The sequence below is a fragment of the Mycobacterium sp. THU-M104 genome (assembly GCF_049197365.1).
In the GTDB taxonomy this organism is placed as follows: Bacteria; Actinomycetota; Actinomycetes; order Mycobacteriales; family Mycobacteriaceae; genus Mycobacterium.
In genome coordinates, this window is record NZ_JBMIOP010000099.1 from 13,044 (window position 1) to 30,742 (window position 17,699).

A 17,699-nucleotide genomic window follows, 5' to 3' on the forward strand; every position below is an offset into this window, starting at 1 on the left:
CTCTAAACGCGGCCGCTCAGCGGTAGGCGTCGCGTATCGCTGCAAGCAGAATGGGCGCCAGCTCGGCGCGGCACATCACGAAGTCGGGTAGGTACGGGTCGAACTGGTTGTAGCGCAGCGGGGAGCCGTCGAGGCGCGACGCGTGCATGCCGGCGGCCATCAACACCCCGGCCGGCGCCGCCGAGTCCCATTCCCACTGCCCGCCCGCGTGCAGGTAGGCGTCGACCTCGCCGTCGATCACGGCCATCGCCTTGGCGCCCGCCGAGCCGATGGCCACCGGCTGGATGGGCAGCATCTGGTGAATGCGGTAGAGCACTGCGGGAGGCCTGCTGGCGCTGACCGCGATCCGGATGGTGCCGCCCACGCCGACGCGCGCGGCATCGGCGGTCACCGTGTCGCTGCGGTACACGATGTTGCCGCGGGCCGGCAATGCCACCGCGGCGTCGGTGATCTCGCGCTGCCCGTCGGTGGGCCGCTGCCACAACGCGATGTGGACCGCCCAGTCGTCACGGCCGGGGGTGGAGAACTCGCGCGTGCCGTCGAGCGGGTCGACGATCCATACCCGGTCGCGCTTCAGCCGGACCAGGTCGTCGTCAGCTTCCTCGCTGAGTACCGCGTCCCCGGGCCGTTCGGCCCGCAGCCGTCTCAGCAGCAGGTCGTTGGCCAGCCTGTCGCCCGCGTCGCCGAGCATCCCCGGATGGCCGAAACCGATCTCCGCGCGCACCGTGAGAAGCAGCTCCCCGGCGTCGGCGGCGAGATCGGCGGCAAGTGCGGCATCGGTCATCTCATCCGCGTCGGGGCTCACCGTCTCAGTATCACCGACGCCCCGAAGCCCGCGTCAGAACGCCGGCCACGGGATGGGACGGTGCCGACTGGGTTCGGGCATCACCGGCTTGTCCAGCAGGGCCTGGGCGCGCCCGCGCAGGGCCATGATCTCCGCCGGGGTCATGTGCCCGGCCAATTCGTCGCACAGCGAGTCGCCTAGCGCATCGACGAGGCCGGCGACCGCCTCGCACGTCTGGTCGTCGATCGGCGTGCCGGCCCAGCCCCACAACACCGTGCGCAGTTTGTCCTCGACGTGCAGACACACACCGTGATCGACCCCGTACACCCGACCGTCGATGCCCAGCAGGACGTGACCACCCTTGCGGTCGGCGTTGTTGACCAGGATGTCGAAGACCGCGATCCGGCGTAGCCGAAGGTCGTCGGCGTGCATCAGGACGACCTCGTCGCCGGCATAGTCGTAGGCCCGCAGCACCGGCAGGTAGCCCGGCTGAGGCCTGCCGGCCGGAAAGAGGTCGATGAGGTCCGGTCCCGGGCGGGGCTCGGAGTCCACCGCGTCGCCGGGTTGCTGCACCCACAGCTGCACCATGCCCGGACCCGCCGGTCCGTCGCGAATCAACGTGTAGGGAACGATATTCCAACCCAATCGCGCCGACACCAGATAAGCGCCGAGCTCCCGGCCGGCCAGCGTCCCGTCCGGGAAGTCCCACAGCGGTTGTTCCCCGGAGACGGGTTTGTACACGCAGTGCACCGTGCGCGCGCCCGAACCCGACCCGCCCAGGGCCGCCTCGCACAGGAAGGTGGCGTTGCTGGCAGAGCGGATCCGCCCGAGGATCGTCATCTCGCCGTCGCGCAGCACCTCACGCCGGTCATTCGTCGACGTCATCGCCGGGCCCCAGCAGCGCGCCGCGTCTGTAGCCGTTCGTGCGCGCACAGATGTGGCCGTCGGGATCCAGCGGTTCCTCGCACAACGGGCAGGGCGGCCGTCCCGCGGAGATGACACGGTTGGAGCGGGTGGCGAACTGCCGCGCCGACTCCGGCGTCAGGAACACCCGTACGGCGTCGGGGCCGTCGTCGGTGTCGTCGAGCACCACCGAGGCGTCGAACTCGGCGTCGGTGGCCGCCAGCAACTCGACCACCACGGTCTGGGCCTCCGAGTCCCAGCCCAACCCCATCGTGCCGACCCGGAACTCCGCGTCGACGGGCGTCACCAACGGGCTGACGTCGTCGATCTCGGAAGGCTCCGGCGGCACGGGCGTACCGAATCTGCGGTTCACCTCGAGCAGCAGCGCACCGATGCGTTCCGCCAGCACCGCAACCTGCTGCTTCTCCAAAACGACGGACACCACCCGCGAATCGTGCACCGCCTGGATGTAGAACGTGCGATTGCCGGGATAGCCGACAGCCCCGGCCACGAATCGGTCGGGGGTGCGGAAGACATGAATTGCGCGGGCCATGGCACTTCCAAAATACCGGCTCGTGCCGTCGCCGCGCGATCCGACAGTGCCCGATCATCGGGCCGCAGCGAAATCAGTCGGTCGAGCCGCCGACCACCGCGTCGCTGGACGATATCGTCGCGGCCGGTTTTTCCTGCGCCCGCCGCGACTCCTCCCGGGCATCGTCCCTGGGCGGGGTTGCCGCCCGCAACGCGGCCGACAGGCGCGCGCCGGTGTGGTTGACGTGCAGCACGAACGGCCGCAGCTCGGTGTAGCGGATGACGCTGAGCGAAATCGGGTCGGCGGTGACGCGCTGGAAGCCGTCGAGGTGGATGCCGTAGGCATCGGCGATCACCGACTTGATGACGTCACCGTGGGTGCACGCCACCCACAACGCGTCGCCCCCGTGGTGCTCGGCCAGCCGGCGGTCGTGTTCGCGTACGGCGGCCACCGCCCTGGCCTGCACCTGCGCCAGTCCTTCGCCACCGGGGAACACGGCCGCGCTCGGATGGGCCTGGACCACCTTCCACAGCGGCTCGCCCGCCAGGTCGCCCAGCTTGCGACCCGTCCATGCCCCGTAGTCGACTTCGGCGAGCCGGTCGTCGACCAGCGGCTCCAGGCACAGGGACTCCGCGAGCGGTTCGACGGTACGAAGGCAGCGCAGCAGCGGAGAGCAGATCACCGCGCGGATCGGCAGGTCGCCGATCCGGTCGATCAGGCCGGCTGCCTGCTCACGGCCCCTGTCGTCGAGATCGACACCTTCGGACCGGCCCGCGAGGACGCCCGCGGTGTTCGCGGCGGACCGGCCGTGCCGCAGCAACATCACGGTCATGCCGCTGCATCCGCAGGCGGGACGACGTCCGGGAGCCGAGTCATCGACGCAGCCGCAGTCACGGAGCCGACGGTACCTGGTGCGAAGGGCCGCCGACCGACCTGACTAGCGTGTGACGGGCGCTGCGTGCGCGACCGAGTCGCGCACCGCCGCGGTCAGGCTGCGCTCGTCGGTGAGGTCGATGTCGACCAGGCCGCGGACCGCGGTGGCGACCACGTCTTCGGCCTGTGGAACCGGGCCGGCCAGGTACGGCCGGTACACCTCGACGATGAGGGATCGATGCTCGATGCGGAAGGAGAAACTACGTCCGTCTCCGACCTGCCCGTAGCCACTCGCAAAAATCCCCGTCAACATGTCTTCGACCACGAACTGGTCGCCCGTAACATGCCGGTCAACGATGACGGTCATGTCGCGACCATACCTCCGCGGTACGGCCCGGTGTAGCCGACATGGCCGAATTGGATGCGAAACCGTTCCCTAAAATTCGACGGTTCCGTCACCTGAGCCGAGGTAACCCATTGCTGTCGCGACAGAGATCCGCTGAACACGCCTCCCAGAGCTGCAGGTCGGCAAAACTCACGTTGCTGCTGATGGCGCTGCTGCTGTCCGTGCCGGGAGCTGCGTGCTCCTCCAATCCGCTCCAGGCTCCCCCGCCCACGATCGAACCTGGCCGGCCTGCCGCGTCACCGCCGGTGTCGCAGGATCCGGCGGGTTCGGTACGGCCCCTGGCGGGACACGCCGCGGCGGCGGCGTTCGACGGGGCGACCCACACGTTGGTGGTCCTGACACCCGGGGCCGATCCGGCGGCCTCCGCCGGGCTCACCGTGTTCGGCGATCCCCGGGGCGCGCCTCGCGTCGTCACGCTGCCCGGCCCTGCACCGGCGCTGACCGACGACGGCCGCGGCACGGTCTACCTGGCCACCGACGGCGGCTACTTCGTGGTTGAGGTGTCCACCGGCCACAACGCCCGGGTGACCGTCGCCGGCGCCGAGCAGACCCGGTTCACCGCGATCGCTCAACGCGCCGACGGCAAGTTGGTGCTCGGCAGTGCCGACGGCGCCGTCTACATCCTCGCCTCCCCGAATCCGGACCGCGAGGGCACCGCGGCCGTCAGCAGCCGCAGCAAGATCTTCGCCCGCGTGGATGCCATTGTGGCCCAAGGGGACACGACGGTGGTGCTGGACCGGGGACAGACGTCGGTGACGGCGATCGGCGCCGACGGCCGCGCGCAGCAGGCGCTGCGCGCCGGCGAGGGCACGACCACCCTGGCCTCCGACCCGCTGGGCATGGTGCTGGCCGCCGACACCCGCGGCGGCCAGCTACTGGTGTACAGCGTCGACCCGCTGATCCTGCACCAGGCCTATCCGGTGCGTCAGTCCCCCTACGGTCTGGCCGGATCCCGCATGTTGGCCTGGGTATCCCAGACCGCGTCCAATAGGGTGATCGGTTACGATCTGTCCACCGGAATTCCCGTCGAAAAGGTGCATTACCCCACCGTGCAGCAACCGAACTCGCTGGCCTTTGACGAAGCGTCAGACACCTTGTACGTGGTGTCGGGGTGCGGTGCGGGGGTCCAGGTCATCGAACACGCGGCGGGCGCGCGTTGACCGCGCCGCGCCGGACCGGGTTGCCCGCGGGCTGGGATACCGAGATGTCCGACGAATATGAGTGGGCGCCGCTGCGCCTGCCCCCGGATGTGACCCGGATCAGCGCATCCATCCGGCTGTCGATCGAGGCCGAATATCGCGGCTGGGAGCTGACGCGGGTACGGCTCTACACCGACGGCAGCCGAAGGGTGTTGTTGCGACGCAAGAAAACTCGCGTGGACAGAGCCAACTCCGCCGGGCGTTGGCCCGAACGGCCCGGACTGTGACGGCCCTCGAAAGGCGCGAATCGACCCGTCGCCTGTACGGTCTGGTGCGACGGCTGTTGTTCCTCGTTGCGCCCGAACGGATCCACACGCTGGTCTTCGCGACCCTTCGCGGCGCCACGGCCCTCGTCCCGGTGCGACGGGCACTGCACCGGTTGTTGGCGCCGTCGGATCCGGTGCTGGCCGGCACGGTGTTCGGGGTGCGGTTCGCGGGCCCGCTGGGGCTCGCCGCAGGTTTCGACAAGGACGGCACGGGCCTGCACACGTGGGGTGCGCTCGGGTTCGGCTATGCCGAAGTCGGCACCGTCACCGCGCGCCCGCAGCCCGGCAACCCGGCACCCCGCATGTTCCGGCTGCCCGCCGACCGGGCCCTGCTGAACCGGATGGGCTTCAACAACCGCGGCGCGGGCGCGCTCGCGATCCGGCTCGCCCGGAACCGGCCCGATGTGCCGATCGGGGTGAACATCGGCAAAACGAAGACGGCCCCGGCCGCCCAGGCCACAGACGACTACCGCACGAGCGCTCGCCTGGTCGGCCCGCTCGCGTCATACCTGGTGGTCAACGTCAGTTCGCCGAACACCCCCGGGCTGCGCGACCTGCAGGCCGTCGACTCGCTGCGACCGATCCTGGCGGCCGTGCTTGCCGAAGTTTCGGGACCCCCCGGGCCGCAGACCCCGGTGCTGGTCAAGATCGCACCGGACCTGTCCGATTCCGACGTCGACGACATCGCGGACCTGGCCGCGGAGTTGGGCCTGGCAGGAATCGTCGCCACCAACACCACCGTGTCGCGCACCGGACTGAGTACCCCCGACGTCGACCGGCTGGGCCCGGGCGGCATCTCCGGACCACCGGTGGCGCCCCGCGCCACCGAGGTGCTGCGCCGGCTCTACGCACGCGTCGGTGATCAGCTGGTGCTGATCAGCGCCGGGGGCATCGAGACGGCCGACGACGCGTGGGAACGCATCACCGCGGGGGCGTCGCTGCTGCAGGGCTACACCGGTTTCATCTACGGCGGCCCCTTGTGGGCCAAGCATATTCACGACGGCATCGCCCGCCGGCTACACGAAGGAGGGTTCGCCTCACTCGGCGACGCCGTCGGCTCGGCGGCCGGGCCGGGACATGCGCCGCCGTGACGCGGGCGCTGCATGCCCCGGCGCCGATGGTTCGCAGGGGGAGCCCGCGTTCGCGATCGGGTGAGCGGGATCGAGTCGCGCTTGAAGTTCAGCGACTCTCGCGCGGGTGGCCGACCATACCGTTCCGGCCGGAGCGCGCATGTCGGGATGACGCGTGGACAGCACGACATCGACCGGTCGCGGTGCACATGACCTGTCGGCTACCGCGGCCACCGCAGGGGCGGGCTTTGCGAGCAGCCCGGCGATGTATCCTGCCCACTCCAATTTCGTCACTCCATCGACGCCCACGGCGTGATAGACACCTCGCCGGGCATTCGTCGCCATGGTCATGGCGGTCACCCGCACGACATGCTCCAACGGAATCGGATAGCGTCTCCGGCCGTCGCAGCGAAGCGGTGCACCCTGTCGTATCGCGTTGAACGCTTCGGCAACAAAGTCTCTGCTCCCGAACAACAACGGGAGACGTATCACCACGTTGTCGCCGTCGCCGAGCAGCAGCTGTTCGGCCTCGGACTTGTGACGGCCATACACCTGCAGAGGCGCCACCTGAGCGTCCTCGAAGTAATTCCCGGGGGCCCCGAAGACGTAGTCGGACGAGTAATAGACGACACGACTCCCGATACCTGCCGCCGCCGCTGCCACCTGGCGTAACCCGCGAACGTTGACATCGTAGGAGACCGACGGATTCCGCTCGCACCGATCTGGATCGGACAGAGCCGCAGCGTAAATCACGACGCGAGGTCGGACAGCTTCGATGCATTCGACCACGTCACTGCCGGATCGGACGTCAACCCCGCGGGTGTTTAACGCAGTCGGGTTTCGCGAAGCGCTGCTGATCGACACTCCGTATCCGGGTAGCAGCCGGCTCAATGCTTCCCCGACGCGACCGCCCGCACCGAAGATCAGGACGTCAGTGCGCGAAACAGCCATCGGACCAGGGCTTGGACATCATCGCGACCACTATCGCATTTTTCGTTCTCACATCAGTCCGACATCGCGATTCTGTCCACCCACAGGGCCAGGGCATTCGAACCTGGACCATCGATGTGCTCGCGCGCCGCCAACTTCGCACGGTCAGTCGCCGCACCCACGGCCACACCGTAGCCGGCCATGTGCAGCATCGGCGCATCCGAGTCGCTGTCGCCAAAGGCCACGACGTCGTGCATGCCTACGCCGAGGGCCTGGCACAGCACCCGCATTGCCTGCGCCTTCCCTACGCCCTTGGTCTGAATGTCACAGCAATCGCGCCCGCTGGCCACGGCGTCCAAGCTCGAATATGTTTTCATATCGCGGAGCAATTGTTTGCAGGCCGCTTCCTCGCCCCGACACATGACTTTCAACACAGAGATCCCGGCTAGATTCGGCAGCGCATCCGAGGTAAGTCGCTCGTCAGCGGTCAAACCAGTCGCTCGTTCTTCCACGTCCATGAATTCGGCGGGTCCGAACGCCAACCAGCGGAGTCCCTCACACAGGTAAAAGTTCACCGCACCGCCAGCGATGGAAAACCGGCGGAGAACCTCGGTCAATTCCCCATTTATCACAAAACCCTCGGCGATCAACTGCCGGCCGGACGCACTCCTGGCCAGCGCGCCGTTGTAAGCGATCAAGTGCGCGTCCACCCCGATCGCCCGCGCAAGCAACACCAAGGATGCGATCGGCCTGGAGCTGACGAAAACTATCTCAAGCCCTCGCGTCTGCAGTTCTCGGAGGGATGCCGCCGTGGCGGTGGCAACCGGGTTGTCCAAGTCCAACAACGTACCGTCGATATCGAATGCGACGAGTCGCGCGTGGACATCGTGCATATCGCCTACCCCTCGAGTCGCCATTCATCGTGATCGATATCGCTCATACGACTCAACCCGCTGCGATGCGATTCACTCGAGAACGGCAGTTCAATTGACAGTTTCCGCAGCACATCCGCAAGCAGCAAAGCACCCGTCGCATAGATAGCTACCGCCACGTTCGGCGATGCCTCTGGGTGGATATGAAACGGCATGTCGGAACAAAAATGCATGGCCTCGTTGAAGTTGATCCTGAGGTCCATTTCTTCGGTATCCGCGCGCAGCACGTCTGCAACGACCTTCTGCATGGAATTCTTCAATTGCCGATATATCCCGACCAGATGCGGCGACCTGAAGCCGAATTCGACAACTGCCGCATCGGCCTCGAGACGGTGTCTTATCTCGTGACGGCCCTCATGCAACAAGTCGTAGAGACCGTTGTAGCTGTGCGCCAACTTCCCGATGTCATAGTAGATATCACAGGCGGGATACCCGCGCGGATCGACCAGCCAAAACTTGTCCGATTCCTGATCGTACAAGATGTTCTCCAAGTGCAGGTCACCGTGAATATAGGGCGATACCCCGGGCGGCGCCAATTCTGTCGACGCACGACTGCTGCGTTCTAATTCGAGCAACATCGCGGGGATGTTCGGCATTACTCTCCCATTGACCTGTAAGCAACGACTCTCTACCAGCAGAGATAATTCCGCGTCGAGATCGATCGAAACTCCGAGACGGTTCCAGACGCGGCTGAAATGGTAGTCCTGCACGTAGGTGGACGGCGGCTCGGCCAGATACGGAAGGTATGCCTTATGGTACTCGTAGTCAAGCACTTGCTTCAGTACAGAAGCGGCTTGATCGGGCGTGATGCGAAGATTGAGCAGTAAGTCACGGAGGTTTGGCTGGCCGACATAGTCAAGCCCGAGGCAGACAGCATCACCTTCCTCGTGGGAAAACAACAATTTCGGGTAGTAAGGGCTGAGCGCGGCCGGAAGACCGGCATAGAAACGCTTCTCATCACCCAACTTCACCGAACCGCGGCCGTCGGCTTGTTTATGGAAATATTTGCGTATGCCCGACTTGGCGAAAGACCCTCCAACGCGAACCGCATCATCGGCGACGAGTTCTTCGACGGTGTAGCGGTGCAAGCCCCTCGTGTCGCTCAATTTGCGCAGTTCAGAATCGAAGGCACACGGGTCGGTACAATTTATCCTCAATAAATCTGCGCACTCGAGACGGGCCGCCACGATCTGACCGCTGTCGCTGGGATCCCACACGATGAAATGCGCAGGCAGGCGCACCGACCTCAATGTCAAGAGGCGTACCACCGGAGGTATCAACTCCCGGCCCGAACGAATGACGATCACGTCATCGTCGGGAGGACAGTTGTCCATCAGCTCACCGAGGTCATCGTTGGCGTAGAGCGTTATCACATCGTTCACGCCGTAGCGTTGGAGCTGATACTGGATGGATTCGTGCAGAGCGTCCGGCTCTGCATCGGAATAGCTTCGTTGCGATTCGTCCACGATTATTCCGTGTACGCGTGCGCTGCGGCCGAGCGCTGCCTGGATGAACTCGCTGAGCGGAGCACCCAAAATCTTCGCCAACCTGTCGAGCACGGTGACATCGGTCAGGACGCGTTCGCCTCGTTCAACCTCAGACACCCAGCTGACAGCTTTGTCCATCTCGTAGGCCAGCCGCTCACGCGACAAACCGGCTAAGCGGCGATGTTGGTGGACGAGGTCGGCGACGGTGGATTCAGGCTCAGCCACGATGCCCCATGAGCGGTGATCGCTCGGCCGCACCGTTCGCGGATCGGGGCCACCGTGGTCTGGGCCTACGGGCGAAGCTCTCGCTCAGGCAACCGGATTGTGACTGTGCCGACGATCGTAGATCCCCAGGCCAGTGCAGTGCAACGAGGTGCGGTTGCACGCCGGGCAGGGCGCGGGTGGCCGAAACGCGGGCGTCGACACCCCGTGTGTCCGGACCCGGTGTCGGGCGGTCACACATCTCCAACTCGCTGACGAGTGCGCACATCAATGCCTTTCTGGGCTCATCGCGACGTGGTTGAGGCACCGACAACGTGAGTGTCAGCCAGTATCGAGGCTACCGAATCCCCAGCCGAGGGTGCCGCCCCAGGGTGTATGATCTAAACCGACAGCACCGCTGAGACCGTCGCCACACACCACACCACACCACGCACACCGCTGACCGGTCGAGACCGCGATCGTGGCGGCCAAGCAACTCCTGGGCATCGGCCAGGCCCGTAACCGCCTCCGGCACTCGGTCGAACGCACCGTGCCCTGCCAGTTCTACGTCTACGTCCGCGTCACCATCTGGTACGCACTGCGCGGCCACCACCCCGAGGACCTCGCCGGACGCCGCCAAAGTCAACACTGGAACGCGCACAAGACCGAACCCGCCTTCGAGGACATACTCGCCAAGCTCCGCGGAACGCTTGTCGTAGAACGAATTACGGGCGCTCTCGCGCTGCGACCTGCCCCTCACGAATACCGCGACTACGAACTGGCCTGCGCGGCAGCCGCCGAATACTCTCACTGCGAAACTCATAGAGAATGATGCTCGGCACTACGCCGCGAGATAGCCTGCGGCGCCACAGGCCGTATTCATCCTGGGCGATTTCGGTTTCCGGGCCGAACAAGGCGCGGTGCGCTTCCTCGATCGGGCAGTTGATCTTCCCGGTGAACTCCAGGCCCCAACCGGCAGCGGTAACGTAGTCGGTGATCGACCGAACCTACGGGGTCGGTAGCTCGTTGCAGAATGCGCGCGGCAAGGCGTCACTGGTCTTGATCGCATTGATCCGACAGCGCCGCCACAAGCCGACCAGCGATTCGCCGACCACCAGCGGCTACCGAGCCACGCATGCCCGCCGCGCGCACCTGCGACCAGCTCTTGATGAAAACCGTTTTCTGGCAACTTGTTCGGCAAATCGGACGCGGCGGTGAGGTTAGCCTACCGCAAGCACGCCCGTGGTCTCGTCCACATTGACCTCGAGGTACGCGTGATGGCCGTCTGGGAACCTACGACCAAAACAGCGACGATCCGACAACTTCATTGAGAAGCTTCTTGTCCGGTGAGGTTGCCGGTGGCGCGTCCTGCGGCCGTGAAGCGTTCTCTGAGGTTACCGAGCTGTTGGCGCAGGACATCGGGAAGTTTGTTGCCACCGATGCAGGCATACCATTCATCAATCAATTCGATTTCGCGTTTCCACTCGGTCGGATCCACCTTCAGTGCAGCAAGGACTGCCGTGTCGTCGTATGCGCGGTCAAGGCCGGTGAGATCGAGATCCTCAAGGCGCGGGATGTCGCCGATCGGCGTCCGTAGCGCGTCGAGGCTGCCCTCCACGCGCTGCAGCGCCCATTTGAGGACGCGCGAATTGTCGCCGAATCCCGGCCACAGGAACGAGCCGTCATCGTCGCGGCGGAACCAGTTGACGTAAAAAATCTTCGGCAATAGATCCTGGTTTGCGTTCGCGCCGATGTCGAGCCAGTGCGCAAAGTAGTCGCCGACATGGTAGCCCAGGAACGGCAGCATCGCCATCGGGTCGCGGCGCACGACGCCGACTGTGCCGGTGGCGGCGGCGGTGGTTTCCGAGGACAGGGTGGAGGCCAGGAACACCCCGTGCTGCCAGTCAAATGCCTGGGTAACCAGCGGGATGGTACTGGCGCGCCGCCCACCGAAGAAGATCGCCGAGATGGGCACGCCGGCTGGGTCGTCCCATTCGTCGGCGACAGTGGGGCATTGCGCGATGGGCGTACAATAGCGCGAGTTAGGATGCGCCGCAGGCTCTTCCGACTGCGGCGTCCAATCGCGGCGCTTCCAGTCGATAAGGTGCGCGGGCGGCTCGGCGGTCATGCCTTCCCACCAGACATCTCCGTCGTCGGTGAGGGCAACGTTGGTGAAGATGGAGTTGCCGCGCTCGATGGTCGCCATCGCGTGGGGGTTGGTGTGAGCGCCGGTACCGGGGGCGACGCCGAAGAAGCCGGCCTCGGGGTTGACCGCGTAGAGGCGGCCGTCCTCACCGAATCGCATCCAGGCGATGTCGTCGCCGATGGTCTCGGCCTTCCACCCCTCAAGCGTCGGGGAGAGCATGGCCAGGTTGGTTTTGCCGCACGAGGAAGGGAAGGCGGCGGCGATGTAGTACACCCGCCCCTCGGGGGAGGTCAGTTTGAGGATCAGCATGTGCTCGGCGAGCCAGCCTTCGTCGTGGGCCATCTTGGAGGCGATGCGCAGCGCGTAGCACTTCTTACCCAGCAAGGCGTTGCCGCCGTATCCGGAGCCATAGCTCCAGATCGTGCGTTCCTCGGGGAAATGACTGATGTATTTGGTGTGGTCACACGGCCACGCCACGTCGTCCTGACCGGGGTGCAGGGGTGCGCCGACCGAGTGCAGGCATCGGACGAACTCAGCGCCGGTGTCAAGCTTGTGCCACACCGGTGTTCCCGAGCGGGTCATGATCTGCATGGAGACTGCGACGTATTCGGAGTCGGTGATCTGCACACCAAGCTTGGGTTCGGCGGCATCCAGCGGCCCCATGCAAAACGCGATCACGTACATGGTGCGCCCGGCCATCGCCCCGCGATACTCCTCGGTCATCACCGTTTTCATGTCGACGGGATCCATCCAGTTATTGGTGGGCCCGGCATCGGAGGAATGCTGAGAGCAGATGAAGGTCCGGTCCTCCACGCGAGCGACATCCTCGGGGTCTGACGCGCACCAGAAGGAGTTGGGCTTTTTCGACAGCGCGACGAAGGCGCCTTTGTCCACGAGAAGTGTTGTCAGCCTGTGCCATTCGGCCTGAGAGCCATCGCACCACACGACCGCGTCGGGGCTGGTCAGATCGGCCACGCTGTTAACCCAGTCCACGATCGCGGTCGCGGTGGTCGGCGCAGTGTCGAGGCCGGTGATGGCGACGGTGCTCATGATGATCCTCCTATGGGATGTTGGTGCAGGGTGACTGGCTGCTGCGGTGGGGCGTCGGCGTGGCGCGGCGTGGCGGACGATGCGGCGAAGCGATGCTCGCCCGGGGCCCGGTCCACCTCTACGTTCACCGTGGGTACCAGTGACGGTTCGGTGAGCGCAGGCACGATCTGGTCGGGCGGGCTGATCACCGCCAGCGCCCGGGCACACACCACGAGGACGTCAGTCGTCAACCTCACGCCGTTGCGGCCGCCCAGGGCCGTCGGCAGGCCGGGCAGCACCAGTGCGCCGTAGTCGAATCGCTCGCGCGGCAGCCTCAGCGTGCGCCCAGGCGCGGCGGTGTCGGGCACGCTGCCGGCGAGGTCGATCGACAGGTCTTCGTGCGCCATGACGGTGCGCGGCGGACAACCCTCCGCGTCGCGCTGGTTGCAGGTCGTCAGCATTCCGGTACCCGCCTTGAGCGGCAGCGGCCGGATTCGCGGCGCGACCTCTGGGTTGACCCGCGACGACAATCGTGCGATCCGCGCGGCCACGGTGTCGGCGCCCGCACAGGCCAGGGACAGGCATCCGGCGCGGATGGGCGTGCGCTCGCGCGGACCAGGGCTGCGTAATCCTCCCTCACCGTCCACGCGGGCGGGTCCGTATCTTGTGCGCAGGTTCCGCACACATAACGTCGTGATCTGGGCGCTCTGACCCCGACTACGCCGACGTCAATTCCCATGACATCCGGGCTGGCTACCACGGACACGCCTCCACTCCCGGTGAGATTGTTTGTCGTCATTGACGTTCCGTCCCACGAACCGATACCTATAAGATATGCATGTTAGAAAATCTGCAAGTAACAGGAAAGGGTGCCCTCCTTTCCGTCATCCGTTCAGCCCGCCCGCTCGGCCACCAGTGATCCAGAAGAGTCTTCAAGGGTTTCGGCCTGACCCGCGACCACCCTGCTGAGGATCGACCGGGCGACGCTCAACAGCTCGGCCACCTGGGGTGAGGTCAGCTCGTAGCACACCGACAGCCCCTCCCGGCGAGCGGTGACCAGACCGGCGCGACGCAGGATGGACAGCTGCTGTGACAGGTTGGCCGGCTCGATGCCGACCTCAGGCAACATCTCGGATACCGCGTGCTCGCGGGCGCTCAGCACCTCGAGGATCCGGATGCGGGCCGGATGGCCCAGTGTCTTAAAAAACTCCGCCTTCATCCGGTACAGCGGCTGGTGTGCGTCCGTCACGATGCCCCTCCCAACCCAACAACATATTTGTTAATTGCGAAGTTTAGCAAAGTGCTGCAATAGGGGGAAGGGCGCCGGTGCGCGCTCATAGGTCGTTGCCGGCGTAGGACAGATTGAAGCTCTTGTTGGTCAGCGGGAAGTCGGGGACGATCGTGTCGGCCATGGCGACCGGCAGCGCGGGCCAGTTGAACCAGGACGGGTCGACGATCTTGGCGCGGGTAATGCGCGAATCGGCGTCGATCTCGACGCGGTGCACGATGGTGCCGCGCCAGCCTTCCGTGATGCCGACTCCGCTGCGCGGGCTTCCCAGCACTGGCATGGGTGTCCTGTATTCGATGGGGCCACTGTGTGATTCGACCAGATAGCCGGCCAACACGGCGGAGGCCGCGAATTCGTCGCGCCGGACCGCGTAGCGCGCCAGGACATCGCCGGCCGACTGGCTGATCTCGGTGATGGGCAGCGTGGTAACGGGATGCCCGAGCCGGGCGTCGGTGCGGATACCGCTGGCGCGTGCGACATAGCCCAGGCAGCCCATGGCGCGGGCGTCGTCGGCGGCGAGCACGGCGGTGCCGGCGAAGCGGTCGTAGACGACGCTGTTACCCAGCGTCAGCTCGGCGACCTCGGCGAGGTCGGCGGCGAGGCGGAGCAGCTGCCCGGGATCGGGCAGCTGGTGCAAGGTCACCCCGCCCGGGCGGATGGCCCCGCGCAGCAGCCGGTGCCCGGTGACGGCGGCGTTGATGCGAAGTAGTTGTTCGCGGATGCGTTGTGCGTGCCCGTTGGCCAGCGCGAATCCGACGTCGTTGGCGAGCGCACCGAGATCGGCGGCGTGATTGTAGAGCCGTTCCAGTTCCACGATCAGGGCCCGCAGCCGGTGGGCGTGGTCGGGCAACGCTATCCCGAGGGCGTCTTCGACGGCGAGGCTGTGCGCGAGGGCGTGCGCTGCAGAAGTGTCGCCACTGACCCGTTCGGCGAGGTCCCCCGCATCACCGGCGATGCGGCCGTGGAAGAGTTGCTCAAGGCCGCGGTGCACGAACCACAACCGCGCTTTCAGCCGCAGCACGGTTTCGCCGACGACAGAGAACCGGAAGTGACCGGGCTCAATAATCCCGGCGTGCACCGGGCCGACCGGGATCTCATAGACCCCGGCGCCGTTGACCGTGAGGAACGGGAAGTGGCCGCTCGACGCGAACTGCGGCGCCGGGCCTGCGTCGACACGCATCGGGTACCAACCTTCGGGCCAGTGCGCGTGTCGAACCAGCCGGCGGGGGCGGGGATGCCCCTTCGGCCGGATACCGTACAAGTCGAGCATTTCGCGTTCGAAGCGGCCCGCCGGGAAAGACAGATACGCCAGCGACTGCACCGACGGACTATCAACGGGGACGATGCATTCGAGCTCGACACGACGGTCGGGCCAGCCGGCGAGGAACAGGTAGATGACCCGCAGCCGGTCGCCGTCGTCGTGGGCGGCAACCAGCGCCAGCCGGAAACCGCTTGCCAGGAGTTCTTCGGCCTTGTCGGTCAGCCCGTCGTCGGACACCCGGTACCGCAACCACGTCGGGCTCACCGAACTACTCCCAGGTGGCTGGCCGCGGTCATGAACAGCTGAGCCAGCGGCCCGGCGGTGACACCCAGCACGCACGAGGCGGCGACGCCGACGAGCAGGGCCCCCGCGACGGTGGCAGGCACGGGGATGGGGGGCGCGGCGCCATCGGCCGCAGCGCCGAGCAGCATGCGGCCCGCATTGCGCACCAGCGCGGCGAAGGCGATGGCGATCAGCAGCATCGCGGCGCCGAGGACCCACGCCAGCCGGGCATCGGCCAGCGAGCGGGCGATGGCCAGCTCGCTGGCGAACATGGCGAACGGCGGCAGGCCGAGCAAGACGATCAGCCCGACGGCGAACGACCCACCGATCAGCCGCGAGCGTTGCACCACCGCGGTGATATCGGCGATGGCGGTGGAGCCGTGTGCAGCCTGCAGTTGTCCGCTGGCGAGGAACAACACCGTCTTGCCGATACCGTGGGCCAGGACGTGCAGCAGCAGCGCGGCGATCGCCACTGCGGTCCCGGCGGCCGCGGCGATCGCGATCAACCCCATGTTTTCCATCGACGAGTACGCCAGCATTCGCTTGACATCACCTGTCACGGTCAGCATCAGCGCAGCGATCACCAATGTGGCCAGCCCGGCCGTGAGTAAACCTTCGCGCAAAAACGCCGGACCGGCGGCGGCGTCGACGATCGGTTTGATCCGCAGCAGCACCGAAATCGCGACCGAGAGCAACACCCCGCTCATCAACGCCGACACCGGGGCCGGTGCCTGGCTGTGCGCATCGGCCAGCCAGGTGTGAAATGGCGCCAGACCGACCTTGGCGCCGTAGCCGATCAGTAGCAGACCGCCGGCGAGTCGGGTGACCGCCGGATCCAGGGTGTGTGCCCGCGCGGTCAGGATGTCGAGGTTCAGTGCGGCAGTGACCGGCGCGCCGGCGTGACAGGCGGCGAAGTACAGCAGCACGGTACCGAGGAAGGCGATCGCGATACCGACCGAGCAAATGATGACGTATTTCCAGGTCGCTTCCAGTGCGGTGCGGGTGCGGCGGTGCCCGACCAAAAAGGCGGTGACAACGGTGGTGGCCTCGACGGCCACCCAGATCACGCCGATGTTGTTGGCGCATACCGCAACGACCATCGCAGCGAGGAAGGCGGGCGTGAGCGCCCCGTACAGGCGGGCCCCGCCGGCGTCGGTGTGGCCGTGGGCGCGTTCGGCGTCGATGTAACCGATGCTGGCCCAGGTGGCCAGGGTGCCGACAACTCCGATGACGATCAGCATGGTGACTGACAAAGCGTCCACGCGCAGCAGGCCACCGAGCGCCAGATTTTGACGCGAACCGACACCGAACCCGAGCATCGCACCGCAGCCCAGTACCGTGGCCGCCGAGAGAACTGTCAACGATGCGGTGAGGCGGCGCCAACCGAGCGCCACCGCGGCGCCCGAGGCAGCCAGCGGTGCGAGTATCGCGGCCAATAGCAGGCTTGTCATCAGTCGCGCAGCTCCCGTAGTTGGTCGAGGTCGGCGCCGCCGAAGGTGCGGCGCAGGCGGCCGGTAAGCACTCCGATGACGATCACGGCGAACAGCACGTCCAGTGAGGCGCCGAGTTCCACGATCAGCGGCACACCGGCGGTCAGCAGGAACGCGGTCGCAGCGATCCCGTTGTCCAGCATCAGAAATCCTGCGGCCTGAGACAAGGCGTGCACCCGGGTCGTCATCACGAACAGGGCGATCAGAATCACGCCGAACGCGGCCGGGACCGCATTGGTCGTGGCGCTCGGTTCCAGGTTGGCCATCGGCCGGGTGACCGCGAACGCGACAACGGTCAGCGCCGCGGCGATCAGCAAGGAGGTCGCCGTGTTGATCAAGGGGGTCGCCTCGCGGTGGTCGCGTTGCTCGGCGCCCACTGCGCGGGCCAGCAGCCACGGCAAAACCAAGGCGCGCAACAGTAGTACCGCGACGCCCACGGCGATCAGCGCTGGGTCGTTGTCATGCGCTCCCCGCACGATGGGAATGGTGGCCAGCGCAACACCTTGCCAGGCCAGCAGGCGCCCGATGGCGCGCACGTCGCGGCGCCACACGATCAATACCGCCGCTAGCAGGAGACCACCCGCGGCGAAATCGGTCATGATCGCGAAGTTCATTGCTGC

The 17,699-nt window shown here is 66.3% G+C and carries 18 protein-coding genes; 4 read left to right on the forward strand and 14 right to left on the reverse strand.

The genetic code is table 11. The features are described 5' to 3' along the window. Positions 1 to 16: 16 nt before the first annotated feature. From ACOJVU_RS09135 to ACOJVU_RS09155, 5 genes are all read right to left on the reverse strand, one after another. Positions 17 to 784, reverse strand: coding sequence for a 3'(2'),5'-bisphosphate nucleotidase CysQ (locus ACOJVU_RS09135; protein WP_421529502.1), 768 nt, complete (start codon positions 782 to 784; stop codon positions 17 to 19). Positions 785 to 838: 54 nt separating this feature from the next. Next, on the reverse strand, positions 839 to 1,669 hold the full coding sequence (locus ACOJVU_RS09140; RefSeq protein WP_421529480.1) for an SCO1664 family protein: 831 nt from the start codon (positions 1,667 to 1,669) through the stop codon (positions 839 to 841). Then, positions 1,653 to 2,240: a DUF3090 domain-containing protein gene (locus ACOJVU_RS09145; protein WP_421529481.1), complete on the reverse strand. Its 588-nt coding sequence runs from the start codon at positions 2,238 to 2,240 to the stop codon at positions 1,653 to 1,655. The genes ACOJVU_RS09140 and ACOJVU_RS09145 overlap by 17 nt, the downstream gene beginning before the upstream one ends. Before the next feature lie 73 nt (positions 2,241 to 2,313). Further along, a complete protein-coding gene (locus ACOJVU_RS09150) occupies positions 2,314 to 3,051 on the reverse strand; it encodes a histidine phosphatase family protein (RefSeq protein ID WP_421529482.1) in 738 nt (245 codons plus the stop codon). A 105-nt stretch (positions 3,052 to 3,156) separates the two neighbouring features. Then, entirely contained in the window at positions 3,157 to 3,459 is a 303-nt protein-coding gene (locus ACOJVU_RS09155) for a hypothetical protein (protein ID WP_421529483.1), read from the reverse strand. Positions 3,460 to 3,641: 182 nt separating this feature from the next. Between ACOJVU_RS09155 and ACOJVU_RS09160 the strand changes: the two genes are divergently transcribed. The 3 genes from ACOJVU_RS09160 to ACOJVU_RS09170 are packed head-to-tail and all read left to right on the forward strand — an operon-like array spanning position 3,642 to position 6,054. Then, the gene (locus ACOJVU_RS09160; RefSeq protein WP_421529484.1) at positions 3,642 to 4,658 is read left to right on the forward strand and encodes a YncE family protein; all 1,017 of its coding nucleotides are present in this window, start codon (positions 3,642 to 3,644) and stop codon (positions 4,656 to 4,658) included. Then, positions 4,655 to 4,924: a DUF5703 family protein gene (locus ACOJVU_RS09165; protein WP_421529485.1), complete on the forward strand. Its 270-nt coding sequence runs from the start codon at positions 4,655 to 4,657 to the stop codon at positions 4,922 to 4,924. Before ACOJVU_RS09160 ends, ACOJVU_RS09165 begins: the two co-directional genes overlap by 4 nt. 32 nt (positions 4,925 to 4,956) lie before the next feature. Further along, positions 4,957 to 6,054: a quinone-dependent dihydroorotate dehydrogenase gene (locus tag ACOJVU_RS09170; protein WP_421529503.1), complete on the forward strand. Its 1,098-nt coding sequence runs from the start codon at positions 4,957 to 4,959 to the stop codon at positions 6,052 to 6,054. Here ACOJVU_RS09170 and ACOJVU_RS09175 read toward each other — a convergent pair. The 3 genes from ACOJVU_RS09175 to ACOJVU_RS09185 are packed head-to-tail and all read right to left on the reverse strand — an operon-like array spanning position 6,001 to position 9,607. Then, the gene (locus ACOJVU_RS09175; RefSeq protein WP_421529486.1) at positions 6,001 to 6,984 is read right to left on the reverse strand and encodes an SDR family oxidoreductase; all 984 of its coding nucleotides are present in this window, start codon (positions 6,982 to 6,984) and stop codon (positions 6,001 to 6,003) included. The genes ACOJVU_RS09170 and ACOJVU_RS09175 overlap by 54 nt on opposite strands. 53 nt (positions 6,985 to 7,037) lie before the next feature. Continuing rightward, positions 7,038 to 7,856: an HAD-IIB family hydrolase gene (locus tag ACOJVU_RS09180; RefSeq protein ID WP_421529487.1), complete on the reverse strand. Its 819-nt coding sequence runs from the start codon at positions 7,854 to 7,856 to the stop codon at positions 7,038 to 7,040. A gap of 5 nt (positions 7,857 to 7,861) precedes the next feature. Continuing rightward, a complete protein-coding gene (locus tag ACOJVU_RS09185; protein ID WP_421529488.1) occupies positions 7,862 to 9,607 on the reverse strand; it encodes a helix-turn-helix domain-containing protein in 1,746 nt (581 codons plus the stop codon). A gap of 457 nt (positions 9,608 to 10,064) precedes the next feature. Here ACOJVU_RS09185 and ACOJVU_RS09190 point away from each other — a divergent pair, with 457 nt between their 5' ends. Then, the gene (locus tag ACOJVU_RS09190; protein ID WP_421529489.1) at positions 10,065 to 10,415 is read left to right on the forward strand and encodes a hypothetical protein; all 351 of its coding nucleotides are present in this window, start codon (positions 10,065 to 10,067) and stop codon (positions 10,413 to 10,415) included. A 492-nt stretch (positions 10,416 to 10,907) separates the two neighbouring features. Here the strand turns inward: ACOJVU_RS09190 and ACOJVU_RS09195 are convergent, their stop codons facing one another. From ACOJVU_RS09195 to ACOJVU_RS09220, 6 genes are all read right to left on the reverse strand, one after another. Further along, positions 10,908 to 12,779, reverse strand: coding sequence for a phosphoenolpyruvate carboxykinase (GTP) (locus ACOJVU_RS09195; protein WP_421529490.1), 1,872 nt, complete (start codon positions 12,777 to 12,779; stop codon positions 10,908 to 10,910). Beyond that, a complete protein-coding gene (locus ACOJVU_RS09200) occupies positions 12,776 to 13,405 on the reverse strand; it encodes a hypothetical protein (RefSeq protein WP_421529491.1) in 630 nt (209 codons plus the stop codon). The genes ACOJVU_RS09195 and ACOJVU_RS09200 overlap by 4 nt, the downstream gene beginning before the upstream one ends. 245 nt (positions 13,406 to 13,650) lie before the next feature. Further along, the gene (locus ACOJVU_RS09205) at positions 13,651 to 13,977 is read right to left on the reverse strand and encodes an ArsR/SmtB family transcription factor (protein ID WP_421529504.1); all 327 of its coding nucleotides are present in this window, start codon (positions 13,975 to 13,977) and stop codon (positions 13,651 to 13,653) included. A gap of 115 nt (positions 13,978 to 14,092) precedes the next feature. Next, positions 14,093 to 15,571 (reverse strand): NADH-quinone oxidoreductase subunit C, encoded by a 1,479-nt coding sequence (locus ACOJVU_RS09210; protein ID WP_421529492.1) that lies wholly within the window; start codon positions 15,569 to 15,571, stop codon positions 14,093 to 14,095. Next, positions 15,568 to 17,040 (reverse strand): proton-conducting transporter membrane subunit, encoded by a 1,473-nt coding sequence (locus ACOJVU_RS09215; protein WP_421529493.1) that lies wholly within the window; start codon positions 17,038 to 17,040, stop codon positions 15,568 to 15,570. Before ACOJVU_RS09215 ends, ACOJVU_RS09210 begins: the two co-directional genes overlap by 4 nt. After that, positions 17,040 to 17,693 (reverse strand): hypothetical protein, encoded by a 654-nt coding sequence (locus ACOJVU_RS09220; RefSeq protein ID WP_343709111.1) that lies wholly within the window; start codon positions 17,691 to 17,693, stop codon positions 17,040 to 17,042. Before ACOJVU_RS09220 ends, ACOJVU_RS09215 begins: the two co-directional genes overlap by 1 nt. Between the last annotated feature and the right edge of the window lie 6 nt (positions 17,694 to 17,699).